This window comes from Enterobacter sp. CPE_E890, assembly GCF_046521475.1.
Classification (GTDB): Bacteria; Pseudomonadota; Gammaproteobacteria; order Enterobacterales; family Enterobacteriaceae; genus Enterobacter; species Enterobacter adelaidei.
In genome coordinates, this window is record NZ_JBKFZW010000001.1 from 1,864,969 (window position 1) to 1,891,713 (window position 26,745).

Sequence of the window (26,745 nt, forward strand, 5' to 3'; positions counted from 1 at the left end):
GATGTATTACTAACAAGTATAATATTACCAGTAAACATATATTACTATACCGACAGTATTTTTATCAGTGAAAATATAACAATAAGCCCTCCGCCTGAGTAAATCTCATGAAAAATGGTAAGCCAGATAATAATTTTACTCTGATATTAGTTTTCAACAATTTTGCGCATTTCCACAGACTAACCTCGCGATTAGTTGCGATCAGTCGCAACTATCGCGGCCAGTAGTGCTTATACGCGGCATTTTTTGTAAATGGATTGTTACGAAAATGACGGCCTGCATAAACCATTCGTGCCTTGCGTCTTGAGCGGACGATGTCTATCGCGCCTTCCTTTTCAAGTCTCTCAATGACTCTTTCCAGTAACTTACCTTTACGTAATACATTAGGCCCGGCATTTCGTATTGTATTAAATCTGACATGATTCATATCTGTTTCATTGAACTCACGACGCAGCCATGATAATAGCAGCGCCTCGTGGTAGCCCTCCTGAGCCCCAAAAACCTTTATCGCCTGTTGCATGTACCATTCACACAGCAACCAGGCATTTTCAACATATTCTTTTTTTATCGCGCATTCACCTTCGGTATAGTAACTCAGAAGCGCGGCCAGACGTGCAACATTATTCGGAAGTTTGGATGCAAAATCATTCATGTTTGCATATTCCCTGTCGGGGCCAATACCACTTTCTATTTCATCATGAATTTCTTTCCATGCCTCCAGGGCGGAGGGCTCGAATGATAAATATGTCTGATGCCCGGTCCCGTGTTGAGAAGCACTTTTTTCTACCAGTTCATTCATACGCTGGTAGAAGTGATTAAGATTCTCCAGCTCACCTGACTGAGGGGAAGATTGACGACTAATAAAACGCTGGCCCTGTGTCGATAATTTCGTATCAATATACAAGATAAAACAGCGTGCAAACAAACCACTCCCGCGTGCATTTTCTCCATGGCGTTTTAAATAATCATCGAATATTGCTTTCTGTACCATGACTAACAACGTAATACGTCCATTCTTAATCGTAAAACTCGGCCCTGTTTTCCGATTGACATGAAAACTTTCATCATCCCATATGGAGTTCATAAATCCCAAATCACTCATGGTCCGTCTGCTAAGTATATTAGCCCCCTCATCAGTTATTAGTCCTGTTTGTGGCGAGTGGGTATACATTTCAAACTGCAGGGCTTCAGGGGTGACATTATTATAAATATACCTTCTGGCTTTCGGTTGTACTGGCTTTTCAGCAGATAACTTTTCTAACTGCCGTGAAAGTTTATCTGTACATAGTCCTTTCATAGTGCCTTTATCAATGCATTTCAGAAGTGCATTTTCTTTCTTGCTCCATATTTTAGACTGGACCTCATGTTCTTTCTTCTGCTTTTCATACTGGAGTAATACACGCAGATCATGCTCATGAAAAGGTTTTAATAGCAGTCTTTCCACCGCTGTTTTTCTCTCGCCAGAATCTGCTATCACGAATGAATACAATGACACCGGAGACTTCATGGTGTCTGTTATTTTTACATTAATCAGGCTCTGACACGCCAGTGATAATCCACTCAGCAATGTTAATGCAATCATTTCCCCCGGGGCTTGTGTGCATTCCTCAATATCAAAAATAGTTTCACGTAATGACGTGGGGAAAGCGTTAAATGGAAACTCCTGCATGACAATACCTCCAGAAAATGTTGTTTTGATAATTGAAAACTAATCTGGAATGCGATCGCAAGTCAATATGAAAAACTGATATTTAGTCCAATCCGACAGCGTTGGACTAAATTAGTTAAGTGGCAACCTCTGGTGTTTTCATTCGCCTGTGCTTTCTTTATAAAAACACAGGCGAATAATGTCAGTACGGAGATATACTGCCAGGTAATATGATTTAAATAATTCTCAGATATATATCACCTCAGTGAATCCCCACCCGTTTTAATCCAACAGGTCATCCCCACCGGATGGCCTTTTTTCATTTAGAGGCCGATATGAAACATCCCTCGGGTTATACCCTTATCCGTCGCCATCTGCGGCGTTATCCACACGCGCTACGCCAGCATTTGCTGCTGGAGCTCAACCTACTCGTTACGTATGAACCGGTGATTGGCATCATGGGGAAAACCGGCGTCGGCAAATCCTCGCTGTGTAACGCACTGTTCCGGAGCGAAGTCTGTACTGTCAATGCCGTGGAAGCCTGCACCCGTCAGCCACAGCGTGTCCGGCTACGTTTCGGTAATCACTTCCTGACGCTGGTTGATTTACCCGGTGTGGGCGAGAGTGTTACCCGTGATGGTGAATACCGTGAACTGTATCGTGACCTCATGCCACAACTCGATATGGTGCTGTGGGTACTCAAGGCCGATGACCGCGCCTATGCGGTGGAAGAGCAGTTTCATCAGGACGTATTCGCGCAGTACAGCGGACCGCAGCCGCCGGTGTTATGGGTGCTCAACCAGGTGGACAAAACCGACCCCGCCGAGCAGTGGAACTGGCCGTCCGCCCAGCCCTCGGCGTTACAGGCCGAGCGTATTGCGCAGAAACAGCAGGCGGTGGCCCGGCAGTTAGGTATCGCTGAGCAGGATATTCTGCCGGTTTCGGTCAGGGGGCGCTATCGTCTGTCGCGTCTGGTGGAGGCCATGATTACCCTGCTCCCAAAGCAGGCCCGCAGTCCACTTGTGCCGCACCTGCAGAACGGGTATCGCACTACCAGTATCATCAGCACCGCCAGCAGCAGCTTTGGCGATGCCGTGGTGGACGTTATCGATAAGGTTATTGACCTGGCCCCGCTACCACAGGTGGCACGCATTGCACTGCAGGCTGCAACACACACTGTCGCCCGCGCAGCACGCTCCCTGTGGGGATTTTTCTTCAGCTAGTCACTTCGCTTTCGATGAGCGGCCTTGCCGTTTTCGATAAGTTTCTTTGTTTCATTACGATCGATTTTGTCGATCGATCCGATCGATACTCATCGTTGTACATGATTAATCCGGTAGCCACATAATCCACAGGGCATTATGTGATTTGTTAATTTTAACCATCAAAATCAATGCGATGTATTGCAGGGATTGTCACGCATTAAGGAAAGTATATGCCGTTAATTCTGTTATGGGGCGGTCTGGCCTTGTTGCTGGGTTTCGTGGCGTCCGCTAACGGACGCTCGTTCTGGGGCTGGTTCATTCTCGGTCTGATAATCGACCCGATACTGGCGGGGCTGCTGTACTGGCTTATTGCAAAGGACCGCACATGAAAACATTTCTTCGTCTGTTCGGTAAGTTCACCCGCTGGTACATCACCCTCATTATCTTTATGGCCTGCCTGCTGTTCATTATCACCACCCTGGGCAATATGGCTGGCTTCTGACAGGACACTCCAATGAAAAATAAACTGATTATTTCATTTTTACTGGCTTCAGTGCTGACGCCTTCTGTCTCGCATGCGTTTGGCAACCGTGATAGCTGGGTAAGTGGCTATGCGCAGGGAACGTCTGAATACACCATCCTCGGTAAAGGGCAATCACAACTTTATCTGGCCTGCGATAGTTCCGGCTCACAGCCAGCGACCATTATCTTCACTGATGTGAACGGCCATCAGGTCAGGATGGACAGCGGTCAGAAGCTGAAGATGAAAATTGATAGCGAAGAAGAAGCGAATATCAGCGAAAGCGAATCCCATGTGGGTTCAGACAATCTGATGTGGGCATGGAACAAATTACGTAGCGGCAGGAACGTCATTGTCTCGGGTACCGGTGCGAAACCAGCAGCGTTTACGCTCAAAGGTGCTGGCGCTGTTATTCCTGAATTTGGCAATAACGGCTGCGTACCGAAGTTTGCCCTTCCGTAAGTCTTATCCACAACCTTTAAAATATCAGTAACACATCCTCAGCGCCCTGCTCATCCGAGCGGGGCGTTTTCTTTTGTCTTTCAGAAAGGAAATAACCATGAAATTAGCCAGCCGCTTTGGTGCGGTGAACCTTGTTCGCCGCGACCGTCCGTTAACCCGTAATGAGCTGGCGCACTATGTGCCCAGTGTGTTCAGTGAAGAAAAGCATGAATCACGCTCAGAGCGATACACGTATATCCCGACCATCACCCTGCTCGACAACCTGCAGCGCGAAGGCTTCCAGCCATTCTTCGCCTGCCAGACACGCGTGCGTGACCTGAACAAACGCGAACACACGAAGCACATGCTGCGCCTGCGACGTGAAGGCCAGATAACAGGTAAACAGGTGCCCGAAATCATCCTGCTCAACAGCCATGATGGCTCCAGCTCATACCAGATGTTACCGGGTCTGTTCCGTTTTGTTTGTCAGAACGGTCTTGTCTGTGGTGAAAGTTTTGGCGAGGTGCGTGTGCCCCATAAAGGCAATGTGGTGGAGAAAGTCATTGAAGGGGCCTGGGAAGTACTGAGGATATTTGACCGGGTGGAGGAGAAGCGCGATGCGATGGAATCGCTTTTGTTACCACCACCGGCACAGCAGGCGATGGCAAAAGCGGCACTGACGTATCGCTTTGGTGAAGAGCATCACCCTGTTACCGAATCCCAGGTCCTCAGCCACCGCCGCTGGCAGGATAAAAGCAACGACCTGTGGACCACTTACCAGCGTATTCAGGAGAACCTGATTAAAGGCGGGTTGTCAGGGCGAACCGCGAAAGGGAAGCGTTCGCACACCCGGGCGGTAAAGGGTATCGATGGCGACGTGAAGCTCAACCGCGCCCTGTGGGTTATGGCGGAAAGCCTGCTGGAGAGTCTGGGTTAATGCCGCATATTCCGGATGGCGTGATACCGGTCACGCCATATCCGCTCCCCCTGACCGGTGAGCCCGGTTGCCGCTCCATCTCTGACGACGACCTTTGCGCCCGGTGCTCACACCTTCTGTATCGCCCCGGCGAACTCAGCCTGTGCAGAGTATTTCTGACAGAAGGGCTCTGGCCCTCATGCTGTGATGAGGATGGTTATGCACAGTCCTGCCCGTCACTCCATCTGAATAACGCGTTCTCCGGCCAATAAAAGGACATCACATGAACAACATACTCAATACCCCCCGCCCCCTGGCTGAATCAACAACGTCACCATGCCCTGAGACGGACGGCATCACGTGCACGCCTGTCCCTGATGAGCAACGTATTGCCTTCTGGCCACTGCACTTCGGGGGCATTCCACACTGGATAACCCTGGAGCCCCGTATCTTCGCGTGGATGGACCGTTTCTGCACGGATTACCAGGGTGGTATCTGGCAGTTTTACACCCTCAGCAACGGCGGGGCCTTTATGGTGCCTGAGCCGGATGACGGCGACGATGACCCGTGGACATTATTCAACAGTATGAACGGTAACGATGCGGTCATGAGTGCAGAAGCCGCTGGCATTGCCGTCTGCCTGCTGACATACAGTCATCATGCCTGCCGCACGATGTGCAGCGCCATGACCGGGCATTACGACCGGCTGCGGGATTACGCCCTGCAGCACGCCGAAGCCCGCGCCATTCTCACCATTATTGACTGAGAAAAAATGGAACACGCTGCACTGTCCCGGCTTGATGCCCTGTGGGACGCGCTGACACAGGTCCCCGTCGAAGAGGATGAGGATGACGTGGTTATCAGCGAACCCTTTTTACACTTTCCGGCAGGTACCGGCATCACGACAGTCTGGGCATGGTTCGAAACCATGAACCCGGCCTTCACCGTGGCCCATAAGCTGTATGGCAGGTCCCCCTCCCGGCCGCAGTAGCCCCTGCCTCTATTTACTGTCCACCACTGACCCGCGAGAGCATCATGCCCGTATCATATTCCCCGACATGCAACGCCTTACCGTTAACAACTCAACGGACGGTTAAACGGGCGTTATCGTTACTTGAGCACCACCTGCGCGAGCCGGGTGCACCTTTCACGTCCACCAGCGCCACCCGTGACTGGCTGCGCCTGCACCTCGCAGCACTGGAACGTGAAGTGTTTATGGTGCTGTATCTCGACAATCAGCATCGCCTTATTGCTCATGAAATCCTGTTCACCGGTACCATCAGCAGTACAGAAGTCCATCCCCGCGAGGCGGTCAAACGCGCCCTGTACTTCAATGCGGCGGCGGTGATTGTCGCCCACAACCATCCTTCCGGTGACCCCACACCCAGCCAGGCAGACCGGTCTGTCACGCAACGCCTTATACAGGCCCTTGCCCTGGTGGACATTCGCCTGCTGGACCATCTGGTTGTCGGCGGGATGGATATTGTCTCGTTTGCCGAACGCGGCTGGCTGTAAGGAGATAACAGTGATGAAAATCATCAGCAAGCGTCAGGCGATGACAATCTACCGCCAGCACCCGCAGTCCCGCTTATTCCGGTTTTGCACAGGGAAATATAAATGGTCCGGCAGCGTCTGCCACTACGCGGGTCGCGAGGTGCAGGATATCAGCGGCGTACTGGCCGTCTTCGCTGAACGCCGTCAGGACCGCAACGGCCCGTATGTGACCCTGCGTTGTGTCACTTTGAATTAACCCACGTTTAAGGAGCGCTACATTGTCGAATAAAACACCGACAGCCAGCCACCACACCGAAGCGCCGTGGTGGGGGCTGAAACGCGATATCACCCCGTGCTTTGGCGCACGCCTGGTCCAGGAGGGCAACCGCCTGCATTACCTGGCCGACCGGGCCAGCATCACCGGGACATTCAGCGACGCGGATTTACGCCATCTGGACCAGGCCTTTCCGGTACTGATGAAACAGATGGAGCTGATGCTGACCAGCAGTGAACTCACACCCCACATTCAGCGCTGCATTATGCTCCACGCAAAAGGGCTGATATGTGAGGCCGATACGCTCGGCTCCTGTGGCTATTTGTTCATCGTAATTTATCCGACATCTGCAACAACTGCATAAATCCCGGACGCTTTTCCTGAGTTTAACCAACCAATAAAGAGCGCAAACCATGCAAAAACAATCCCTGTCCCCTCATAGGGCGGCCTCGTCACGTCTGTCGTCAGTCGAAATCTGGCGAAAATTACTGAAGTATCTGCTGAAACAACACTACGGTCTGATGCTGAACGACACACCGTTTAGCAACGAAGGTGTGATCCAGAAGCACATTGATGCGGGTATTTCAGTGTGTGACGCGGTGAATTTTATCGTGGAAAAGTACGACCTGGTACGTACTGACCGCCCCGGTTTCAGCGTGAAAGAGCAGCCTCCGTTTATCAGCAGCATTGATATTCTTCGCGCCCGTAAGGCTACCGGGCTTTATACCCGCAGCGGGTATAAAGCCGTTACCGACTTCACCACCGGTAAATACAGCGGGGAGGTCCAGTGAAGCTGTCCGTTAACGTGGAAGCCGATAGCATCAACGTTCTGGCCCTCAATATAGGCCGGATCGTTGTAGATATTGATGGTATTGAACTGGCTGACCTGATCAATGTGGTCTGTGACAACGGGTATTCGCTTCGCGTTGCTGACGAGCCTGGTAAACTGATCGTGGAAGATCCGCTGCCGCCCCTCGCCCGCGTTAACTGCATTCAGTGCAGCACCGCGCATATCACGGCGGAAGACAATGCTCTGCTGTTTACCCTTTCACACCAGCATGAAGACTTTGGCGAGTCGGAATGGATTAGCTATACCGGCTCGGGTTATCTGCTCTACCTGGGCGCATGGTCATTTCCGGTTTTACGCCTCAAACGCCTCGGTCTGTCGAAAGCCTGCCGCCGGTTAGTGGTGACGCTTATCCGTCACTACGCCGCTGGCATCATTCATCTGGATGCCTTTGGTGAACTGCTACCCGACTTTGCCACTTTTGACTGGTAGCCCTGCCTCAATCACCACAAGGCGTACTAATGCCAGAATTAACCACTGAAGCTGCTCTCAAAATTCTGATTGGCTGGCTGAAGGACAATATTGATTGTGGCAGTGAGATTATCTTCGATAACGACGAAGATAACACTGACTCTGCAGCCCTGTTGCCTTGTATTGAACAGGCATTACAGAACGTTCGCGATGTCCACCATCTGCAGCTTCTGCAACAGGCCAGAAGAGATTAGCCCTCCGAACCGTACTCACCACACCTGCATAAGCGCCAGCCCTTATCGGCTGGCGCTTTGCTTTTATACAGAGGACAGAAATGATGTCAGACCTTACCCTCACAGAACCCGAGGTTTTAGTCGGCCACACCGACGTGCTTTGTTCCACCAGCATTGAGCGCATCGTCACCGGACGTAATACCTCGATTACACAGATTGAAACGCTGATACAACAACTTGACGATATCTCGACACTAACTGGCAGCATCGGCGGCGGAAAAGCCAATGAATGGGGGGGACGGCAATACCGTTACGATTGCTGGCTGATGGAGAAAACAGACGTGGCGATGAAAGCTATTACCCGCAATCTCGATCGCGGTATATGGCGGGATTTGATGCAAAAGTCAGGGATGCTTTCGCTCATGGACGCCCTGGCACGCGACCAGTGGTATAACAGTCTTGAGAAAGAAGATATTCCGTCAGTCAGCGAAGCGAATATCCTGAGCACATTCAAACAATTGCATCTGAATAAAGGTGAGGTGTTTGAGCGGGGAGTCATCAACGTATTTAAAGGGCTTAGCTGGGATTTTAAGACCAATTGCCCCTGTAAGTTTGGCGCGAAAATCATCGTGACGGGACTGGTCAAATATGACCGATGGGGATTTGGGATTAATTGGGGCTGGCAACGTGACCGCCTGGCAGACCTTGAACGTATGCTGATGCTTCTGGATGGCAAGCCGGTTCCCGATAACCGCGCTGACGTTACCCGTCGTCTCGGCGATCATATCCATGAGAACAGGCACAGTACCCGCTATGAAGATGAGATGTTTGCGATCAAATACTTTCAGAAAGGCACAGCCCATATAACCTTTAAGCGACCAGAGTTGGTCGATAAACTGAATGGCATCATCGCTAGGCACTATCCGGGAGCACTGGCAGCGAGATGAAAGGGGAGTGCCCTGTCCGATGCCTTCGCAAGTGAGCCAGCGCAAGCCAGACGACAATGGCATACTGGATGGCATACCGGAAAGACGTAAAAAAGAAAAAGCGCATGTTAATTAATAACATGCTATCAGAATATGGCGGTGAGGGGGGGATTCGAACCCCCGATACGTTGCCGTATACACACTTTCCAGGCGTGCTCCTTCAGCCACTCGGACACCTCACCATATTGTTTTGCTGCCTGACCGCTTGGGGGGCAACGGGGCGCTACTATAGGGAGTTGCGCTAAAACGGTCAAGCAGATTTTCTGCTTTAGTGCCTGTTCGGTTAAGCCTTAATCAGCTCATGTCGCTTAGAGCCGGATTAACGCTGTGAATCGAGCACTTCGCTGTTTTTTACCACTTCCTGTGCTTTGCCGTAGCTTTCGATCAACAGCTGATAAGCCGGGAAGATGTGGGTATACACCTCGGCCCACTTGGCCGCGTCTTCACGGTTCCAGGTTCGCTGGATTTCTGAGGCGACTGCCGCTGTATCCATTGGCACTACGCCAGCCTGGACGACACGAGCCAGGGTGATCTCTTGTGCCATTTTGCTGTAGGTACCAGACGCATCGATCACCGCAAAGACTTTATAACCATCAGCAGCCGCACTAATTGACGGAAAAGCCATGCAAACGCTGGTGATGGTACCCGCGATAATCAGCGTGCTGCGCCCGGTGGCTTTCACTGCCGCCACAAATTCCGGGTTATCCCAGGCGTTAATCTCTCCTTTACGTGGTACGTACTGCGCATGCGGCGCGTTGGTGTGGATTTCCGGGATAAGCGGGCCGTTCGGCCCCTGGGGAACGGACGCTGTCGTGATTACCGGGATCTTCGCCAGGGTAGCGATCTTTGCCAGCGCTGCCGCACGGGCACGCAGTTCCGGCATTGGCATATCCCCAACGGTCTGGAAAAGACCGCTCTGGTGATCGATAAGCAACATCACCGCATCGTTCACATCAATAACCGGACGCGCTCCGTTGAAATTTGCAGGTGTGGACATTTTCTTCTCCTTTATTACGTTCAGATCTGGCCGAAGCGGCCGGAGTTGAAATCACGAATGGCTTCGTTGATTTCGCTTTTACTGTTCATGACAAACGGGCCGTAGCCCACAATGGGTTCGTTCAGTGGCTCACCGGCCATCAGCAGCACTTTTGCATCGCTACTGGCTTCCAGATGCACTTTGTCACCTTGCTGGCTTAAGACGACCAGTTGCGCTTCACTCGCTTCAGCCGTGCCGTTTACCGTGACGTTACCTTCCAGTACCACCAGCGCGGTGCTCCAGCCTTCTGGCTGATTGAGCGTCAAATGGCTTCCCTGATTCAGCGCAATATCCCAGACATTCAGCGGTGAAAAGGTGTGAGCCGGGCCGGTCACATCCTGGTAGCAACCGGCAATAACTCTCAGCGTGCCGCTGTTATCCAAAAGCGTCACGACTGGAATGTCGCTTTTGGTGATGCTCTGGTAGCCCGGTGCCGCCATCTTGTCTTTCGCCGGAAGGTTGACCCAAAGCTGCATCATTTTGAGTTCTCCGCCTTTCTGCGAGAACGCGCTGGAGTGGAACTCCTCGTGCAAAATGCCTGCGCCTGCCGTCATCCACTGCACGTCGCCGGGGCCAATTACACCGCCTTTGCCCGTGGAGTCACGATGCTCGACTTCACCGGAATAGACGATAGTGACCGTTTCGAAACCCCGGTGAGGATGTTGGCCTACGCCGCGTTTCGCACCATCTGCCGGAAAGGTGTATGGGCCCGCGTAGTCCAGCAGCAGGAACGGGCTGAGAGGCTCCCCGTGCGTCTGATAAGAGAACATTGAACGGACCGGGAAACCGTCGCCCACCCAGTGCTGTCGGGGAGCGGTATAAACACCTGTTACGTTTTTCATGATGAACTCCTGATGTTCAGTTGATGCAATTAGCTTATATTCAGGTTTAATATCCCGGTAGATAGTGAAAATGGCATTCACTGTTCTAATAATGGAACGATGAGGATTTATGCAGGATCTCAATGACTTCGTCTGGTTTGTGAAGGTGGTGGATTACGGTGGCTTTGCGGCGGCGGGAAGGGCGCTTGACCTGCCAAAGTCCAGGCTAAGCCGCCGGATCGCGCAGTTGGAAGAGCGCCTTGGCGTGCGGCTCATCCACCGAACAACCCGGCAATTTACGGTGACTGAGGTCGGGCAGACCTTCTATCAGCACTGTAAAGCGATGATGGTGGAGGCGGAGGCGGCAGAAGAGGCCGTGGCGGCACTGCAGGCAGAACCGCGCGGCATTGTCAGGATCACCTGCCCGATAACCCTGTTGCATGTCCATGTTGGTCCGATGCTGGCAAGATTTATGGCGCGTTATCCCGGCATCAATCTTCAGCTTGAGGCTACCAATCGACGGGTAGACCTGGTGGGAGAGGGCGTGGATATCGCGATCCGCGTCCGCCCTCGCCCGTTTGATGACAGCGATCTGGTGTTAAGGGTGCTGGCTGACAGGGGGCATTGTCTGGTCGCGAGTCCGGCGTTGATTCAACGCATGGGAGAACCGATAGCCCCGTCTGAACTCAGTGCCTGGCCCGGGCTAAGCATGAACGAGGGGAAACATATTCATAAATGGGCACTGTCCGGGCCTGGAGGTGCTAAAGCGGAGATCCATTATCACCCTCGATTGATCACCACCGATATGCTTGCGCTACGTGAAGCTGCCATGGCTGGCATCGGCGTGGTGCAGCTGCCGATTTTGATGGTGAAGGATCAGCTGGCGTCAGGCGAACTGATTCGGGTACTTGAGGCCTGGGAACCCAGACGGGAAGTGATTCACGCTGTTTATCCATCAAGACGCGGGTTGTTACCTTCTGTCAGGACGCTGGTGGATTTTCTGACCGAAGAATATGCGAAGATGGTTGAAGAATAGTTTTTTGTAGGTCGGGTAAGTGCAGCGCCACCCGACATAAAGAGCGCAGGGAGTCTCTGGATTCTCATCCCCCCGCAGCGTGCAATATGCGAAAAAAAAGCACGTACTTTCGTACGAGCTCTTCTTTAAATATGGCGGTGAGGGGGGATTGACTCGCTTTGCTCGCCCTGCGGGCAGCCTGTTCGCTGCGCTCTCAGTCTGTCCAACTGGCTGTCGCCAGTTGTCGAACCCCGGTCGGGGATTCTCATCCCCCCGCAGCGTGCAATATGCGAAAAAAAAGCCCGTACTTTCGTACGAGCTCTTTTTTAAATATGGCGGTGAGGGGGGGATTGACTCGCTTTGCTCGCCCTGCGGGCAGCCTGTTCGCTGCGCTCTCAGTCTGTCCAACTGGCTGTCGCCAGTTGTCGAACCCCGGTCGGGGATTCTCATCCCCCCTGCATGAGTGCGACATGCGAAAAAAAAGCCCGCATTTTCATGCGAGCTCTTCTTTAAAGATGGCGGTGAGGGGGGGATTCGAACCCCCGATACGTTGCCGTATACACACTTTCCAGGCGTGCTCCTTCAGCCACTCGGACACCTCACCATATTGTCATCCCGTTGTTGTCGGGACGGGCGCTAATGTAAGGAAAAGCCGAACTGCCGTCAACTCACTTTTTCAGTAATTTAGCGTGTTTAGACAAACTTCAGGCAACATGATTCTTAAATGTGCTGAAAGCGTCTTTTTTATCAGCAGCACAGTCGCGCAATAAATTTGTTATGCTGGCAATCCAGTTGAAAATCAAAATAATTCAGCGCAATAAAAGGCAGGAATGACTATGGATATACTCTTCTATCACCCCACGTTTGATGCGGCATACTGGATCAAGGCGCTTACCGCGGCGTTACCCGGCGCACGCGTTCGCGAGTGGAAGCGGGGTGACAACGAACATGCTGACTACGCGCTGGTCTGGCATCCGCCGGTAGAAATGCTGCAGGGGCGTAAACTGAAAGCTGTCTTTGCCCTGGGCGCCGGTGTGGACTCCATTCTGAGCAAGCTGAAGGCTCACCCGGAAATGCTGCCGGAAGATATTCCTCTTTTCCGCCTCGAAGACACCGGTATGGGCCAGCAAATGCAGGAGTATGCCGTGAGCCAGGTTCTGCACTGGTTCCGTCGCTTTGATGACTATCAGGTATTAAAACAGCAATCCCACTGGGAACCGCTGGCTGATTATCAGCGCGAAGATTTTACCATTGGTATCCTCGGTGCTGGTGTGCTGGGGTCAAAAGTGGCTGAAGCGCTCGCACCGTGGGGCTTTCCGTTGCGCTGCTGGAGCCGCACCCGCAAAGATTATCCGGGCGTAGAGAGCTTTGCCGGAACAGATGAACTGCCGGCCTTTCTGAAAGGCACGCGCGTGCTGATTAACCTGCTGCCTAATACGGCGGAAACGGTAGGGATTATCAATGAAGCCTTGCTCAATCAGCTCGTCGCTCAAAGCTACCTGATGAACCTGGCGCGTGGTGTGCATCTGGTCGAGCCCGATCTGTTGAAGGCCCTGGACAGCGGAAGGCTAAAAGGTGCCATGCTGGATGTCTACAGCCGCGAGCCGCTGCCTGCGGAAAGCCCTCTGTGGGCGCATCCGCGTGTGGCTATGACCCCGCACGTGGCTGCCGTGACGCGTCCGGCAGAAGCGGTGGCGTATATATCCCATACCATCAGCGAAATGGAAAAGGGTAATGCAGTCACTGGACAGGTCGACAGGCAGCGCGGCTACTGAGAGAAACCCGGCGTTCGCCGGGTTTTTGCTAATATTCGCCGCTGATAACTGCTATCCTTTGGAAAAACCGCAGAGGAGAGAGAGATGTATCCCGTTGACCTGCATATGCACACCGTCGCCAGCACCCACGCGTATAGCAACCTCCATGATTATATCGCGCAAGCAAAGCTTAAAGGCATCAAGCTGTTCGCGATAACCGATCATGGCCCGGACATGGCGGATGCGCCGCACTACTGGCATTTTGTGAATATGCGGATTTGGCCACGTCTGGTTGACGGCATTGGGATACTGCGTGGTATTGAGGCGAATATTAAAAATACCGACGGTGAGATCGACTGCACCGGCCCGATGCTGACGTCTCTTGACCTTATCCTCGCCGGTTTCCATGAGCCGGTTTTCCCTCCCCAGGATAAAGAGACCAACACCGCGGCGATGATTGCCACTATTGCCAGCGGCAATGTGCATATTATAAGCCACCCGGGTAATCCAAAATATCCGATTGATATTCAGGCTGTCGCCCAGGCGGCAGCGAAACACCGCGTGGCGCTGGAGATTAACAACTCCTCCTTTGTTCACTCGCGTAAGGGCAGTGAAGCAAACTGCCGTGAAGTGGCCGCTGCCGTGCGGGATGCCGGAGGTATGGTGGCGCTGGGCTCTGACTCCCATACCGCGTTTACGCTGGGTGATTTTAGTGAGTGCCTGAAGGTGCTTAATGACGTTAACTTCCCGGAAGCGCAAATCCTGAACGTGACCCCACGCCGGCTGCTCGATTTCCTCGAGTCGCGCGGCATGGAACCGATTGACGAATTTGCCGATCTTTAATTGTGTAATGGAATAATAAAAATGAACGAGTTCTCCATCCTTTGTCGCGTGCTGGGTACGCTCTATTATCGCCAGCCGCAAGACCCGCTGTTGGTTCCACTCTTTACGTTAATTCGTGAAGGTAAACTGGCGCAGAACTGGCCGCTGGAACAGGATGAGTTACTGGAGCGTCTGCAAAAAAGCTGCGATATGCAGCAGGTAGCGACCGACTACAATGCGCTGTTCGTGGGTGATGAATGCCGCGTTTCGCCATACCGTTCTGCCTGGCAGGAAGGGGCGACAGAAGCGGAAGTCCGTGCTTTTCTCTCCACTCGCGGTATGCCGCTGAGCGATACACCAGCCGACCATATTGGTACGCTGCTGTTGGCTGCATCCTGGATCGAAGACAACGCAGGTGATGATGAGAATGAAGCTATCGAAACCTTGTTCGAAACGTATCTGTTGCCATGGGTCGGAACGTTTCTTGGCAAAGTCGAAGCACATGCGACTTCGCCATTCTGGAGAACGCTGGCTCCGCTGACTCGAGACGCCATCGCGGCAATGTGGGATGAGCTGGAAGAAGAACACGAAGAGTGATTTAGATCACATTAACTCTGCAACTATACATTTCAACTTGCACGTAATGTGCTAGCGATCTCATTTCTATGGTGCGCTTCTGCTAAGATGCGCACCATGAACATATTACTTTGTATCGCATTAACCACTGGTATTCTCTCCGGGCTTTGGGGATGGGTAGCTGTGTCTCTCGGGCTGCTCAGCTGGGCTGGGTTTCTTGGCTGCACGGCCTATTTCGCCTGCCCGCAGGGGGGTGTTAAAGGTCTCTTTATTTCAGGCTGCACCCTGATGAGCGGTGTTATCTGGGCGCTGGTGATTATGAAAGGCAGCGCGCTGGCCCCGCATCTGGAGATGCTGGGGTATGTCATGACGGGCGTGGTTGCTTTTTTGATGTGCATCCAGGCAAAACATCTGTTGCTTTCGTTCGTGCCGGGAACTTTTATGGGGGCGTGTGCGACCTTTGCAGGGCAGGGTGACTGGAAACTGGTTGTCCCCTCGCTGGCGCTGGGGTTGCTGTTTGGCTACGCCATGAAGAACAGCGGTCTTTGGCTGGCGGCGCGGCGGGAAAAAGCGCAAAGCATCACTGCGGTGAGTGAATAAAAAAAGGCGAGATAATCATCTCGCCTTTTTTATGCGCTTCCTGTCAGGATTCCGGAGGAACTGACATATCGCGGTATTTCACCAGTATCGGGTTCTGCACGTCTGCTTTGTTTTGCAAATCCCACAACCCGCGATCGATACCATCGTTAATTAAGAAGATAACGCCGGTTTCAATGGCAGACATCAGGCACATCATGACCGGTTCGTTAGAGGTGTAACCAATTTCACCCTCCAGCAAACGCTGGTAGTCGATGAAGCGGAATACCCCAGCCTGCACTTCATAAGACAGAATGGTTTTGCTGGTGTTCACCGAAGAGAGCACTTCGCCCGTACTCACGTTAACCACACGCAGGTTAACGGCGATTTGGTCGAGCTGATACTGGGTATCAGCGCCGATACCGAAGTAACGTGCTCCTACACCACCTGATTTAACGTTACTTTCGTAACCGATAATCGAACCTTCAATCATGACATTCGCGGCTGCCAGAGATTGCAGAGGCGTCCGGTTATTGTCCGCGACGGTGCCATTTTCCTGTGCTGCACGAATAATTTTTCGTTCATTCAACAGGTTCTGTAGCCCCTGGCGTTCCAGAGGAATAAACCAGTGTGAATCCTTGAGTGCGGTAACCAGCATGGCAGTGGCGCTTTGCGGGACCGCCGTGGAGAAGTTACTTGCCGGGTAAGGTTTAAATTGCCCGGTTTCATCCTGAATGTTGTAAACAGAGACAAATATCTTACCGGTTGGTGACGGTAAATGTGTTAAATCACGATAACTTTGGGCCCGAGGCATTAAAGTAGGTTTTGCAGCTTCTTTAGGTGGAGCAGTTAAACAACCGCTCAATAAGCACACTGCAACAAATATCAGGAAGCGCTGCATGATCATTGTCCTTATTTTGCTGTTGTTTAAAAGTCAGTTGAATTACTTTGTAGACCGGAAACCTGGATCGTTGAGGTTTTTCCTGATTTACGATCGGTAACATTCAACTGGAGCTGTCCGTCCGTGTTGGCGATGTCGACAATAAAGTCGTTGGTGACCATTCGACCGGGTTTACCGGTATTAATGTTGGTCAGTAACCCACCTAAAATCTGCGACTGAATAGCCTGTGTGAAATTGTCCAGAGCAGACGGGGTATCAACGCTAAAATCCTTATAACTCGGGTCCTTATAAGAGTTTTGCGCCTGAGCTTCATTCAGCAGGAACGCACCGTTGTTAGGGTTACCGCCAAAGTTAGGGTTACGGAACTGGAACGTCATGTTCCCGGCCCAACTTATGGGGGTGATCAGCATTATCGAAACAACTGCATATGCAATACGCATGACAGCCTCCGCATATCGGTTCGCTAGAACTCGTCTTTTGCTAAATCGCTGGTGCTTAATAGGGCTTTATCTATTTGCAGGCGATTAATAGCGTCTTCTGATTGTGCCAGTGCTAAGGATACGTTTTTGTCGAAATCCATTTTTGTGGGGAATAAAAACGTTTGATAAATAACGTACTGATTAGCCGTTATTGTTATCCAACTTCCCCATCGTGCACTGGGCCGCTCGTTGATTGTTATATTTCCAGTGTATGTGCTGTCCCATTTATCACTGAAGGCACGGTAAAAACTGTGCCCGATCGATGAGACGGTGTGGTCTGTTAACAATCCAGGAACTTCGACCTCGACGGCCTTCAGATTCCCGGCAGCGAGCAGGAAACTCGCTGCGGCGATCCAACTCAACGTGCGCTTCATGTGATTAACGCCTGAGGTTATCATTTGCCCACGAAACCGCCTGAGTTCGGTTTTTCACAGCTATCTTCTTGAAAAGATTATAAAGGTGCGTCTTTACCGTATTTTCGCTGATAAATAACGAACGGGCGATTTCAATATTTGAAGCACCAATGCGTAACTTGTTCAGGATCTCTTTCTCACGGTGCGTTAGCAGTGCTGACTCTGAACTGTTATAGCGATAATTTCCGGAGTGTGTGATGAGGTAGCTGGCAAGTTTTTGCGAAAAATAACACTCTCCGCGCAATATACCTTGCAGCCCCTCTACCACCCGGTCCTCTTCTTCCGTGACGTAGAACACGCCATTGATATGCGGCCAGCTTTCAATATCTCTGAAAGGATACTCATCAGGCGTATTCAACAATAGCACGCGGATATTATTGTTTTTCCTGCTTAAAATATCCTGCCAGTAATGGATAAGCTTTTTATCAGCTTCCATCATATCGAGAAGAATAATGCTGCCAGGTGCAATATCATCGAAAGAACGTTGAATATTATGCAATTTCCCGCTCAGTGATAAAGATTGCTTTAAATGTTGTAATAAAGCTGTCGCTTGCAAAGAAGGTTTTGTGATCAACAGTAATGTATGACCATGTAAACTATGGACTTCATTATACATGATGAAACCCCACTTTTTTTTGGCACCTGGCAGCTGTCCTCCTGTAAAAAGAGGACACCAGAAGTACTGACAGATGTTGCACTGCTGTGTGTAGAATCAGACCATAACCTCCACAGGGAGGTAAATATAAAACCAATTTCGTACATCTAATTTCAATCTAGCTTTTACGAAGTTTAAAGCAAGTGTTAATCATGTAACTAAATGTAAAAATCAATATTAATTTGTGATATTTGTCGGTATTGAATGCCGCATTTTGATAATAAAGTTGTACATGCAAATATGTGTGCACAGATTTTAAAAATCATACAAATATTTATAATTAATTGATTTTATTGTTTATTTGTTATTTTTTAATGATTGTTGAGAGGTATGAGATGCCGATTTTTTCTAAGTCATGGAATGACGATGTTTCTGTCTTAAGAAAACACGCCTCGTGTCACGCGATGAGGAAAATGGCATCCTGCCGTTCCGTTTAAACAAGGCGGGATGAAGCGTGGACAGCCCTCGCGATGTTGTACAAGCTGGCGAGAAGAAATGTTTAATAAAAAATAAGCTGTCCTGTTTAAAGCAATTTTTTCCTTAAATTACGACTTTGTGGTGACCCGAAAAATAAAAATAAGCCGCGTGGGTGAGATATTTAAAATGTTTCAGCGGACATACTCTTCACCGTAACGACGCGTTAACACATCACGAGTCGTTTTAACAATATCATTGTTACACGGTTATGGAGTACTTAAATAGCCAGGTCCAGGGTGACAACATGAAAAACATATCGTTATTTATGATGTTTACATTGCTGGGTGCGCCTGGATTTGTAACCGCGGCTAATTCAGATATGGCGAATACTGAATATAATTTCGCGGTTAACGAATTAAGTCTTTCATCTTTAAATCAGGCAGCCATTATTGGTCAACGGGGCATTCTAAATGACGCTCAGGTTCACCAGGACGGTTCAAAACTATTATCCATAGTTTCCCAGGATGGGGCAGGTAACAGAGCGAAAGTTGATCAATCAGGGAGTTACAATATGGCCTGGATCGATCAAAGCGGCAACGGGAACGATGCAGGTATTACGCAAGATGGATATGGTAATAGTGCGAAAATTATCCAGAAAGGGTCGGGTAATAGAGCAAACATTACGCAGTACGGTACACAGAAAACCGCAGTTGTAGTGCAGAAACAGTCGCAAATGGCAATTCGCGTTATCCAGCGCTAACTATTTCGCGACGACTTTAATCAATCCGATGGGGGTTTACCATGAAATTTATCAAAGTGGCAGCACTCGCAGCAATCGTAGTTTCTGGTAGTGCAATGGCTGGTCTGATTGATCAGGGCGGATGGGGTCATGGACATGGCCATGGCGGATACGGTGGCCCAAATTCTACCCTGAATATTTACCAGAACGGTGGCGGTAACTCTGCTGTAGCTTTGCAGACAGATGCCAGAAATTCAGTTCTGAATATTAGCCAGACCGGTGGCGGTAACGGTGCTGATGTTGGTCAGGGGTCTGATGACAGTAAAATTAACCTGACCCAGAACGGTTTCGGCAACAGTGCAACACTTGATCAGTGGAACAGCAAAAATTCTACTATGAATGTTAGCCAGTACGGTGGCCTTAACGGTGCATTGGTCGACCAGACTGCTTCTAACTCAACTGTCAACGTTACCCAGATTGGTTTTGGTAACCACGCGACAGCTCATCAGTACTGATACTGAAATCTGTGCTACAAAAAAACAGGGCATCCGCCCTGTTTTTTTTCGGGAGTTCATCATGAATACCTTAATTCTCCTCGCCGCACTTTCCAGCCAAATCACGTTTAAAACGTCACAGCAGGAAAATATGACCACTATTATTCCACAGGTCACTCTGACGGAGCCGTGCAATTGCCAGGTTCAGATTGTCTCTGAGCGAGAAGGGCAGGGCGGGCAAAGCTCTTCGCGACAGCAAAATACACTTTTTATACCCGCTAATCAGACGATTGATTTAATGCGGTTGAGTTTAAATATTGACGCGGGGGATACGGTAAAAATCGTTGTCACCATTACTGATGGAAAGTCGCTTCATTTATCACAACAATGGTCGCCGGCGGAAAAGAGTTTATAATCATTCATTAAATCAATATGTTATGAATGTGGCGGGCCTGCGGCGTTGAGCTATGCTGATATCAGGAACTGAGTAGTGATGTTCCGTAACGCGAGCCTTCGTTTGCCTTAATGAAGCGCGTTTACCCCTCAAGGACGATTCTCATTGAGGAGTGCATATAATGACCAAATATTTAGCTCAGCTTGCTACAGGCTTGGGTTTGATCGCTTCTGCTTTCATTCTCCCCGCTTATTCAGCCACCCTTGCAAATGGTGGGGTAATTCATTTTCGTGGTGCCATTGTTGCAGACCCCTGTGAAGTCACGCCGCAACAGCGACAGTTTGCCATGTCATGCCCGGATAATAACCGTATGCAAACGCGAATGGTCAGTTATGAAGAGGCGCTTAATGGCACGGTGACCGATTCCAGCCTCGCCACTCTCAGCATGAAATACCTTAATCCTGAAAAAACGCTCGCGATTGTCCAGATCCAGTATCGCTAATTCACTCTTCCGCTCCGCGGCGGAAGAGGATGTTGTCTGATAGTTTTTTCTCCCTGGCTCCTCTGCGATACACTTAAGAAAAAGGCGGGTTGCAGAGGGGCTTTATGAAACCGCAAATTGAAATCATTCATGGCGATATTACGACCATGCACGTCGACGTTATCGTCAATGCGGCCAATCCATCTTTGATGGGGGGCGGTGGTGTGGACGGTGCTATCCACCGGGCTGCGGGACCACAGTTGCTGGAGGCCTGCAAAGTCGTGCGTCAACAGCAGGGAGAATGCCCTCCTGGTCATGCGGTGATTACGCTTGCAGGCAATCTTTCTGCCAAAGCGGTTATTCATGCTGTAGGTCCCGTCTGGCACGGTGGCGACCAGCATGAAGCGAGTCTTCTGGAGGAGGCATACCGAAACTGTTTGCGCCTGGCTGCCGATAATGGCTATAAAACGATGGCATTCCCGGCCATCAGTACCGGCGTATATGGCTATCCGAAAGCGGCAGCAGCGACTATAGCCGTAGAAACGGTTTACCGTTATCTGTCGCTCAAACCGATGCCTGAAAAGGTTATCTTTGTCTGTTTTGACGAAGAAACCACCCATCTTTATCAACGGCTTCTGACCCAGCGTGGGCAGGAATCAGAAGCCTGAAACAACGGCGGCGCACTGAGTGCGCCGCCGTTGTTTATGACGCTTTCGCGGGTGGTTTTCCTGAAAAGAGAAAACGCAGAAGTGGGATCCGCAAATGGATCTCATAGAGTACGATGGCAACACCGACGACAAACACCAGCCCGGTAAAGAAACCCAGCGTGTTGGATGTAATATGCGGCGTGATGTAAGCCCCGAAAAACAGCGTCAGGGGATGATGCACAAGATAAATAAACAGCGATGCATTAACGAAGTAAGTCACGCGAGTGGACTTAAAGTTCAGCAGGCGGTGGCCGAGCGCGAATACCACATTGACCATCCACAAGCCCAGCAGCATGGTGATCACACTTTCCGTTTCATACATCCAGGCGTCGCCGCTACCGTAGCGCTGATTCAGCAGATAAGCCGCAAACGCGAGTGTAGCCCCCAGCGCGCACCATGGCGATGGAGTGGTAAACAGTGATTTAAGCTTCGGATGAATAAATGCCAGCGCGCCGATCAAAAAGAACGGAATGTAGAACAGCGACTGCATCACCACGAAATTAAATAACCCATCGCTTAAAATCGGCGGATAGACGATAAACAGGGTACGTCTCAGGGCGGCATAGGCGACCCCTAACAGCAAAAAGAGCACCGTCAGTTTGCCCATCGTAATATTGGCGAAAAAAGTATCGGCTTTATAACTCAAATGGTGGCGCAGGCGGCTAAAAATCAACACACTGACTGTCGTAAGTACCACCAGCACCAGCAGGAACCACAGATGGGACACCAGCTCCCAGACCAGCGTGTTGTACTTTTCATACAATGAAAGATTCGGCCAGCTCTCCGCCTTGCCTTTGACGTATTGCAACATAATGAACTGCGGCAGCGTCAACAGCGGAATGGCGGTCAACATTGGGATACCTACGCGTTCCACGCGCACTTTCCACCAGCGTTTGAGCGGGTAACGCAGAAACAGCATGTAAGAGAAATAGCCGGATATGACAAAAAACACCTGCATACGGAAGGCGTGAATAAAGTCATTAAACAACGTCAGCCACCAGGAGGGCATCTGGCTATTAACATGCCAGGTGTGGCTGGAGTAAATCAGTGAAATGTGAAAGGGGATCCCCAATAGCATCAGCCATGCCCGGATCGAGTCGAGGAAATATTCACGTTCTGTTGGTGTTGAGCTCATATAACTTTGTGCATTCTCAGACTTTTCGTCTTATCCCTAAGACTCATAATGGTTACATTCGAAGCCAACCCTACACCAAGACCGACACCCTGTCTCCAGGATAAGCACGTAAAGTGAATCGCGGGTTCTTTCATTTGCTTAATCCATGAGCCAGCAGCTGAACAAAGCAGTGATAATGTTGTCGGATTGCCTGAGTTTCCATTAAAATGGATCGGATCGATATAAGCACACAAAGGGGGAAGTGCTTACTTATTATGAAACATAAACCACAGATGATGAAAATGCGTTGGTTAGGTGCTGCAGTCGTGTTATCACTGTATACCTCATCGGCACTGGCCTTTAACATCGATGATGTCGCAAAACAGGCAAAATCGATGGCAGGCAAGAGCTACGAAGCGCCGAAAAGTAACTTGCCCTCCGTTTTCCGCGACATGAAGTATGCGGACTATCAGCAGATCCAGTTCAATCACGACAAAGCGTACTGGAACACTATTAAGACCCCGTTCAAGCTTGAGTTTTATCATCAGGGTATGTACTTCGACACGCCTGTTGCCATCAATGAAGTGACGGCAACGGCTGTACGTAAGATCAAGTACAGCCCGGATTATTTTAATTTCGGCGATGTGCAACACGACAAAGATACGGTGAAAGACCTGGGCTTCGCAGGCTTCAAGGTGCTTTACCCGATCAACAGCAAAGATAAAAACGATGAAATCGTCAGCATGCTTGGTGCCAGCTATTTCCGCGTGATCGGCGCGGGGCAGGTGTACGGGCTTTCTGCGCGCGGTCTGGCTATTGATACCGCGCTGCCATCAGGTGAAGAGTTTCCACGTTTTCGCGAGTTCTGGATTGAACGTCCAAAACCAACGGACAAACGTCTGACCATTTACGCGCTGCTGGATTCCCCACGTGCAACCGGTGCTTATCGCTTTGTGATTATGCCAGGTCGTGACACGGTGGTTGACGTGCAGTCTAAAGTTTACCTGCGTGACAAAGTGGGCAAACTGGGTGTTGCACCGCTGACCAGTATGTTCCTGTTTGGGCCAAACCAGCCGTCACCGGCAACGAACTTCCGCCCGGAACTGCACGATTCCAATGGCCTGTCTATTCATGCCGGTAACGGTGAGTGGATCTGGCGTCCGCTGAATAACCCGAAACATCTGGCCGTAAGTAGTTTTGCGATGGAAAACCCGCAAGGTTTTGGCCTCCTGCAACGTGGTCGTCAGTTCTCTCGTTTTGAAGATCTCGACGATCGCTATGATCTGCGTCCAAGTGCCTGGGTCACGCCGAAAGGTGACTGGGGTAAAGGGAAGGTTGAGCTGGTTGAAATTCCAACCAACGATGAAACTAACGATAACATCGTGGCTTACTGGACACCGGATCAGCTGCCGGAAGCCGGTAAAGAGATGAACTTCAAGTACACCATTACCTTCAGCCGCGACGAAGATAAGCTGCATGCGCCGGATAGCGCGTATGTTGTGCAGACTCGCCGCTCAACGGGGGATGTGAAACAGTCTAATCTTATCCGTCAGCCTGACGGCACTGTGGCCTTTGTTGTGGACTTCACAGGCCAGGATATGAAGAAACTGTCACCGGATACCGCCGTTGCTGCTCAGGCCAGCATTGGGGATAACGGTGAAATCGTTGAGAATACCGTGCGTTACAACCCGATAACGAAGGGCTGGCGTCTGACTCTGCGTGTGAAAGTGAAAGATCCGAAGCAGACCACTGAAATGCGTGCTGCGCTGGTCAGTGACGATCAGCCGCTGAGTGAAACCTGGAGCTACCAGCTACCTGCCAATGAATAATACATCTGAATATATTGATGCCATGCCGCTGACGGATATCGAAAAAGCGGCACTGCCTAAGAGCGACATCCGCGCGGTTCATACCGCGCTGGATGGTGAACATCATCAGTTTTCCCGGGATGATGATACGCCGCTGGGGTCAGTTAAGGCTCGTCTGGAGCAGGCATGGCCGGACTCGCTGGCAGAAGGGCAGTTGATTAAAGACGACGAAGGACGCGATCAGCTTCAGGCAATGCCGAAGGCTACGCGTTCCTCGATGTTCCCCGATCCGTGGCGTACCAACCCGGTTGGCCGCTTCTGGGATCGTCTGCGCGGACGTGATGTAACGCCGCGCTATCTGTCTCGCCTGACGAAAGAAGAGCAGGCCTCTGAACAGAAATGGCGTACCGTGGGGACAATCCGTCGTTACATCCTGCTGCTTCTGACGCTGGCACAGACGGTTGTCGCGACCTGGTATATGAAAACCATTCTGCCTTACCAGGGCTGGGCGTTCATCAACCCGACTGACATGATGGGCCAGGATCTCTGGGTCTCCTTTATGCAGTTGCTGCCGTATATCCTTCAGAGCGGCATCCTCCTGCTGTTCGCTGTCCTGTTCTGCTGGGTATCGGCCGGTTTCTGGACCGCACTGATGGGCTTCCTGCAGTTGCTGATGGGGCGTGACAAATACAGTATTTCCGCGTCAACGGTCGGGGATGAACCCCTTAATCCTGAGCACCGTACTGCGCTGATTATGCCTATCTGTAACGAAGACGTTGACCGCGTATTTGCGGGGCTGCGTGCGACCTGGGAGTCCGTTAAGGCGACCGGAAACGCGGAGCATTTCGACGTTTACATCCTGAGCGACAGCTACAACCCGGATATCTGCGTTGCAGAGCAAAAAGCCTGGATGGAACTGATTGCGGAAGTGCAGGGCGAAGGCCAGATCTTCTACCGCCGCCGTCGTCGTCGTGTGAAGCGTAAAAGCGGCAACATTGATGACTTCTGCCGTCGCTGGGGTAACCAGTACAGCTATATGGTGGTGCTGGATGCTGACTCCGTCATGAGCGGTGACTGCCTGAGCGGTCTGGTGCGTCTGATGGAAGCCAACCCGAACGCCGGTATTATTCAGTCATCGCCGAAAGCATCCGGTATGGACACGCTCTATGCGCGCTGTCAGCAGTTTGCCACCCGTGTTTACGGGCCGCTGTTTACCGCGGGACTGCATTTCTGGCAGTTGGGTGAATCGCACTACTGGGGTCACAACGCCATTATCCGCGTGAAGCCGTTCATTGAACACTGCGCGCTGGCACCGTTGCCGGGTGAAGGTTCGTTTGCCGGCTCTATTCTGTCGCATGACTTCGTAGAAGCGGCGCTGATGCGTCGTGCTGGCTGGGGCGTCTGGATTGCCTACGACCTGCCGGGATCATACGAAGAGCTGCCGCCGAACCTGCTGGATGAGCTTAAACGTGACCGCCGCTGGTGTCATGGTAACCTGATGAACTTCCGCCTGTTCCTGGTAAAAGGGATGCACCCGGTTCACCGTGCGGTGTTCCTGACGGGCGTGATGTCTTATCTCTCCGCACCGCTGTGGTTTATGTTCCTTGCGCTCTCCACTGCGCTGCAGGTGGTGCATGCCCTGACTGAGCCGCAATACTTCCTGCAACCGCGCCAGCTGTTCCCGGTGTGGCCGCAGTGGCGTCCTGAGCTGGCGATTGCGCTGTTTGCTTCCACCATGGTGCTGCTGTTCCTGCCTAAGCTGCTCAGCATCATCCTGATCTGGTGCAAAGGCTCGAAAGAGTACGGCGGTTTCTGCCGCGTGACCCTTTCTCTCCTGCTGGAAGTACTGTTCTCCGTACTGCTGGCGCCGGTGCGTATGCTGTTCCATACCGTGTTTGTGGTCAGTGCGTTCCTGGGCTGGGAAGTCGTCTGGAATTCACCGCAGCGTGATGACGACTCCACGCCGTGGAGTGAAGCCTTTATGCGCCACGGTTCTCAGCTGCTGCTGGGCCTGGTGTGGGCGGCGGGGATGGCGTGGCTGGATCTGCGCTTCCTGTTCTGGCTGGCGCCGATTGTATTCTCCTTGATTCTGTCCCCGTTTGTATCGGTCATCTCCAGCCGTTCAACGGTTGGCCTGCGTACCAAACGCTGGAAGCTGTTCCTGATCCCGGAAGAGTATTCCCCGCCGCAGGTACTGGTCGATACCGACAAATATCTGGAGCAGAACCGCAATCGCACGCTGGATGATGGTTTTATGCACGCCGTGTTTAACCCGTCGTTCAACGCGCTGGCAACGGCGATGGCGACAGCACGCCACCGTGCCAGCCAGGTGCTGGAGATTGCCCGCGATCGCCACGTTGAGCAGGCGCTGAACGAGACCCCGGAAAAACTCAATCGCGACCGCCGTCTGGTCCTGTTGAGCGACCCGGTCACGATGGCGCGTCTTCACTACCGCGTGTGGTCCGCTCCGGAGAGATACTCTTCGTGGGTAAATTACTATAAAGAACTGAAACTGAACCCGCTGGCGTTGAAGGCGAAGTAAGTTGTTAAGTAGAGCGGGTAAGCGAA

The 26,745-nt window shown here is 51.3% G+C and carries 33 protein-coding genes, 2 tRNA genes and 2 other RNA genes; 25 read left to right on the forward strand and 12 right to left on the reverse strand.

Annotated elements, in window-relative coordinates; genetic code table 11:
* Positions 1–211: 211 nt before the first annotated feature.
* The gene (locus ACLHV9_RS09125) at positions 212–1,669 is read right to left on the reverse strand and encodes a YfjI family protein (RefSeq protein WP_407220383.1); all 1,458 of its coding nucleotides are present in this window, start codon (positions 1,667–1,669) and stop codon (positions 212–214) included.
* Between the two features lie 314 nt (positions 1,670–1,983).
* On the opposite strand from ACLHV9_RS09125, the gene ACLHV9_RS09130 reads away from it, so the two are divergent.
* The 13 genes from ACLHV9_RS09130 (at position 1,984) to ACLHV9_RS09190 (ending at position 8,936) form a co-directional block, all read left to right on the forward strand.
* Positions 1,984–2,871, forward strand: a complete 888-nt coding sequence (locus ACLHV9_RS09130) for a GTPase family protein (RefSeq protein ID WP_243207500.1) — start codon at positions 1,984–1,986, stop codon at positions 2,869–2,871.
* A gap of 212 nt (positions 2,872–3,083) precedes the next feature.
* The gene (locus ACLHV9_RS09135) at positions 3,084–3,242 is read left to right on the forward strand and encodes a hypothetical protein (RefSeq protein WP_045413303.1); all 159 of its coding nucleotides are present in this window, start codon (positions 3,084–3,086) and stop codon (positions 3,240–3,242) included.
* A 125-nt stretch (positions 3,243–3,367) separates the two neighbouring features.
* The gene (locus tag ACLHV9_RS09140; RefSeq protein ID WP_103278982.1) at positions 3,368–3,835 is read left to right on the forward strand and encodes a hypothetical protein; all 468 of its coding nucleotides are present in this window, start codon (positions 3,368–3,370) and stop codon (positions 3,833–3,835) included.
* Positions 3,836–3,932: 97 nt separating this feature from the next.
* On the forward strand, positions 3,933–4,751 hold the full coding sequence (locus tag ACLHV9_RS09145; RefSeq protein WP_236906478.1) for a DUF932 domain-containing protein: 819 nt from the start codon (positions 3,933–3,935) through the stop codon (positions 4,749–4,751).
* Positions 4,752–5,013: 262 nt separating this feature from the next.
* Positions 5,014–5,496: an antirestriction protein gene (locus ACLHV9_RS09150; RefSeq protein WP_103281216.1), complete on the forward strand. Its 483-nt coding sequence runs from the start codon at positions 5,014–5,016 to the stop codon at positions 5,494–5,496.
* 6 nt (positions 5,497–5,502) lie between these two features.
* Positions 5,503–5,721: a hypothetical protein gene (locus ACLHV9_RS09155; RefSeq protein WP_103281215.1), complete on the forward strand. Its 219-nt coding sequence runs from the start codon at positions 5,503–5,505 to the stop codon at positions 5,719–5,721.
* Between the two features lie 44 nt (positions 5,722–5,765).
* A complete protein-coding gene (radC, locus tag ACLHV9_RS09160; RefSeq protein ID WP_103281214.1) occupies positions 5,766–6,245 on the forward strand; it encodes a RadC family protein in 480 nt (159 codons plus the stop codon).
* 13 nt (positions 6,246–6,258) lie between these two features.
* Entirely contained in the window at positions 6,259–6,480 is a 222-nt protein-coding gene (locus ACLHV9_RS09165; RefSeq protein WP_103281213.1) for a DUF987 domain-containing protein, read from the forward strand.
* 22 nt (positions 6,481–6,502) lie between these two features.
* Positions 6,503–6,862, forward strand: coding sequence for a type IV toxin-antitoxin system YeeU family antitoxin (locus ACLHV9_RS09170; RefSeq protein ID WP_103278983.1), 360 nt, complete (start codon positions 6,503–6,505; stop codon positions 6,860–6,862).
* A 49-nt stretch (positions 6,863–6,911) separates the two neighbouring features.
* On the forward strand, positions 6,912–7,289 hold the full coding sequence (locus tag ACLHV9_RS09175; protein ID WP_103278984.1) for a TA system toxin CbtA family protein: 378 nt from the start codon (positions 6,912–6,914) through the stop codon (positions 7,287–7,289).
* A complete protein-coding gene (locus ACLHV9_RS09180) occupies positions 7,286–7,777 on the forward strand; it encodes a DUF5983 family protein (protein ID WP_103278985.1) in 492 nt (163 codons plus the stop codon). The genes ACLHV9_RS09175 and ACLHV9_RS09180 overlap by 4 nt, the downstream gene beginning before the upstream one ends.
* Positions 7,778–7,806: 29 nt before the next feature.
* The gene (locus ACLHV9_RS09185; RefSeq protein ID WP_103278986.1) at positions 7,807–8,010 is read left to right on the forward strand and encodes a DUF957 domain-containing protein; all 204 of its coding nucleotides are present in this window, start codon (positions 7,807–7,809) and stop codon (positions 8,008–8,010) included.
* An 83-nt stretch (positions 8,011–8,093) separates the two neighbouring features.
* Entirely contained in the window at positions 8,094–8,936 is an 843-nt protein-coding gene (locus ACLHV9_RS09190) for a DUF4942 domain-containing protein (RefSeq protein WP_103278987.1), read from the forward strand.
* Between the two features lie 133 nt (positions 8,937–9,069).
* Here ACLHV9_RS09190 and ACLHV9_RS09195 read toward each other — a convergent pair.
* The 3 genes from ACLHV9_RS09195 to ACLHV9_RS09205 form a co-directional block, all read right to left on the reverse strand.
* Positions 9,070–9,157 (reverse strand) — tRNA-Ser (locus tag ACLHV9_RS09195).
* Between the two features lie 137 nt (positions 9,158–9,294).
* Positions 9,295–9,972, reverse strand: a complete 678-nt coding sequence (locus tag ACLHV9_RS09200; protein ID WP_108090239.1) for an isochorismatase family protein — start codon at positions 9,970–9,972, stop codon at positions 9,295–9,297.
* Positions 9,973–9,992: 20 nt separating this feature from the next.
* Complete coding sequence (locus ACLHV9_RS09205; RefSeq protein WP_108090238.1) at positions 9,993–10,853, reverse strand: pirin family protein; 861 nt, start codon at positions 10,851–10,853, stop codon at positions 9,993–9,995.
* Positions 10,854–10,962: 109 nt separating this feature from the next.
* Between ACLHV9_RS09205 and ACLHV9_RS09210 the strand changes: the two genes are divergently transcribed.
* Entirely contained in the window at positions 10,963–11,868 is a 906-nt protein-coding gene (locus ACLHV9_RS09210; protein ID WP_049007328.1) for a LysR family transcriptional regulator, read from the forward strand.
* Between the two features lie 132 nt (positions 11,869–12,000).
* Here ACLHV9_RS09210 and ACLHV9_RS09215 read toward each other — a convergent pair.
* The 3 genes from ACLHV9_RS09215 to ACLHV9_RS09225 form a co-directional block, all read right to left on the reverse strand.
* Positions 12,001–12,136, reverse strand: a non-coding RNA gene (locus ACLHV9_RS09215) — RtT sRNA.
* A 44-nt stretch (positions 12,137–12,180) separates the two neighbouring features.
* Positions 12,181–12,317: non-coding RNA, RtT sRNA (locus tag ACLHV9_RS09220), on the reverse strand.
* Between the two features lie 46 nt (positions 12,318–12,363).
* Positions 12,364–12,451 (reverse strand) — tRNA-Ser (locus ACLHV9_RS09225).
* Positions 12,452–12,683: 232 nt separating this feature from the next.
* Here ACLHV9_RS09225 and ghrA point away from each other — a divergent pair.
* The 4 genes from ghrA to ACLHV9_RS09245 all read left to right on the forward strand — a co-directional run bounded on the left by ghrA (position 12,684) and on the right by ACLHV9_RS09245 (position 15,599).
* Positions 12,684–13,622, forward strand: a complete 939-nt coding sequence (ghrA, locus tag ACLHV9_RS09230; RefSeq protein WP_108090237.1) for a glyoxylate/hydroxypyruvate reductase GhrA — start codon at positions 12,684–12,686, stop codon at positions 13,620–13,622.
* Between the two features lie 84 nt (positions 13,623–13,706).
* A complete protein-coding gene (locus ACLHV9_RS09235) occupies positions 13,707–14,444 on the forward strand; it encodes a phosphatase (RefSeq protein WP_028019096.1) in 738 nt (245 codons plus the stop codon).
* Between the two features lie 21 nt (positions 14,445–14,465).
* Positions 14,466–15,020 (forward strand): molecular chaperone, encoded by a 555-nt coding sequence (locus ACLHV9_RS09240; protein ID WP_028019095.1) that lies wholly within the window; start codon positions 14,466–14,468, stop codon positions 15,018–15,020.
* A gap of 96 nt (positions 15,021–15,116) precedes the next feature.
* Entirely contained in the window at positions 15,117–15,599 is a 483-nt protein-coding gene (locus ACLHV9_RS09245) for a DUF1097 domain-containing protein (protein WP_075204560.1), read from the forward strand.
* A gap of 43 nt (positions 15,600–15,642) precedes the next feature.
* On the opposite strand, the gene csgG is transcribed toward ACLHV9_RS09245, so the two are convergent.
* Genes csgG through csgD form a run of 4 tightly spaced genes read right to left on the reverse strand, consistent with a single transcriptional unit; the run spans position 15,643 to position 17,984 of the window.
* The gene (gene csgG, locus ACLHV9_RS09250; RefSeq protein WP_028019093.1) at positions 15,643–16,476 is read right to left on the reverse strand and encodes a curli production assembly/transport protein CsgG; all 834 of its coding nucleotides are present in this window, start codon (positions 16,474–16,476) and stop codon (positions 15,643–15,645) included.
* Positions 16,477–16,502: 26 nt separating this feature from the next.
* Complete coding sequence (csgF, locus tag ACLHV9_RS09255) at positions 16,503–16,916, reverse strand: curli production assembly/transport protein CsgF (protein ID WP_028019092.1); 414 nt, start codon at positions 16,914–16,916, stop codon at positions 16,503–16,505.
* A gap of 23 nt (positions 16,917–16,939) precedes the next feature.
* The gene (gene csgE, locus ACLHV9_RS09260) at positions 16,940–17,329 is read right to left on the reverse strand and encodes a curli production assembly/transport protein CsgE (protein WP_028019091.1); all 390 of its coding nucleotides are present in this window, start codon (positions 17,327–17,329) and stop codon (positions 16,940–16,942) included.
* A 4-nt stretch (positions 17,330–17,333) separates the two neighbouring features.
* Positions 17,334–17,984 carry a biofilm master transcriptional regulator CsgD gene (gene csgD / locus ACLHV9_RS09265; protein WP_028019090.1) on the reverse strand — a complete coding sequence of 217 codons (651 nt, stop codon included), beginning with the start codon at positions 17,982–17,984 and terminating at the stop codon, positions 17,334–17,336.
* A gap of 760 nt (positions 17,985–18,744) precedes the next feature.
* Here csgD and csgB point away from each other — a divergent pair.
* The 5 genes from csgB to ymdB all read left to right on the forward strand — a co-directional run bounded on the left by csgB (position 18,745) and on the right by ymdB (position 21,216).
* Positions 18,745–19,200, forward strand: a complete 456-nt coding sequence (gene csgB / locus ACLHV9_RS09270; protein WP_028019089.1) for a curli minor subunit CsgB — start codon at positions 18,745–18,747, stop codon at positions 19,198–19,200.
* 41 nt (positions 19,201–19,241) lie between these two features.
* The gene (csgA, locus tag ACLHV9_RS09275) at positions 19,242–19,694 is read left to right on the forward strand and encodes a curli major subunit CsgA (RefSeq protein WP_028019088.1); all 453 of its coding nucleotides are present in this window, start codon (positions 19,242–19,244) and stop codon (positions 19,692–19,694) included.
* Between the two features lie 61 nt (positions 19,695–19,755).
* Positions 19,756–20,088, forward strand: a complete 333-nt coding sequence (gene csgC / locus ACLHV9_RS09280; protein ID WP_032666989.1) for a curli assembly chaperone CsgC — start codon at positions 19,756–19,758, stop codon at positions 20,086–20,088.
* Positions 20,089–20,248: 160 nt separating this feature from the next.
* Complete coding sequence (locus tag ACLHV9_RS09285; RefSeq protein WP_134707525.1) at positions 20,249–20,569, forward strand: type 1 fimbrial protein; 321 nt, start codon at positions 20,249–20,251, stop codon at positions 20,567–20,569.
* A 104-nt stretch (positions 20,570–20,673) separates the two neighbouring features.
* Positions 20,674–21,216, forward strand: a complete 543-nt coding sequence (gene ymdB, locus ACLHV9_RS09290) for an O-acetyl-ADP-ribose deacetylase (protein ID WP_028019085.1) — start codon at positions 20,674–20,676, stop codon at positions 21,214–21,216.
* Between the two features lie 34 nt (positions 21,217–21,250).
* Here ymdB and mdoC read toward each other — a convergent pair whose 3' ends face one another.
* Positions 21,251–22,390: a glucans biosynthesis protein MdoC gene (gene mdoC, locus ACLHV9_RS09295; RefSeq protein ID WP_407220384.1), complete on the reverse strand. Its 1,140-nt coding sequence runs from the start codon at positions 22,388–22,390 to the stop codon at positions 21,251–21,253.
* Positions 22,391–22,644: 254 nt separating this feature from the next.
* Here mdoC and mdoG point away from each other — a divergent pair, with 254 nt between their 5' ends.
* A complete protein-coding gene (gene mdoG / locus ACLHV9_RS09300; RefSeq protein WP_028019083.1) occupies positions 22,645–24,198 on the forward strand; it encodes a glucans biosynthesis protein MdoG in 1,554 nt (517 codons plus the stop codon).
* The gene (gene mdoH / locus ACLHV9_RS09305) at positions 24,191–26,719 is read left to right on the forward strand and encodes a glucans biosynthesis glucosyltransferase MdoH (RefSeq protein WP_028019082.1); all 2,529 of its coding nucleotides are present in this window, start codon (positions 24,191–24,193) and stop codon (positions 26,717–26,719) included. Before mdoG ends, mdoH begins: the two co-directional genes overlap by 8 nt.
* Positions 26,720–26,745 lie beyond the last annotated feature (26 nt).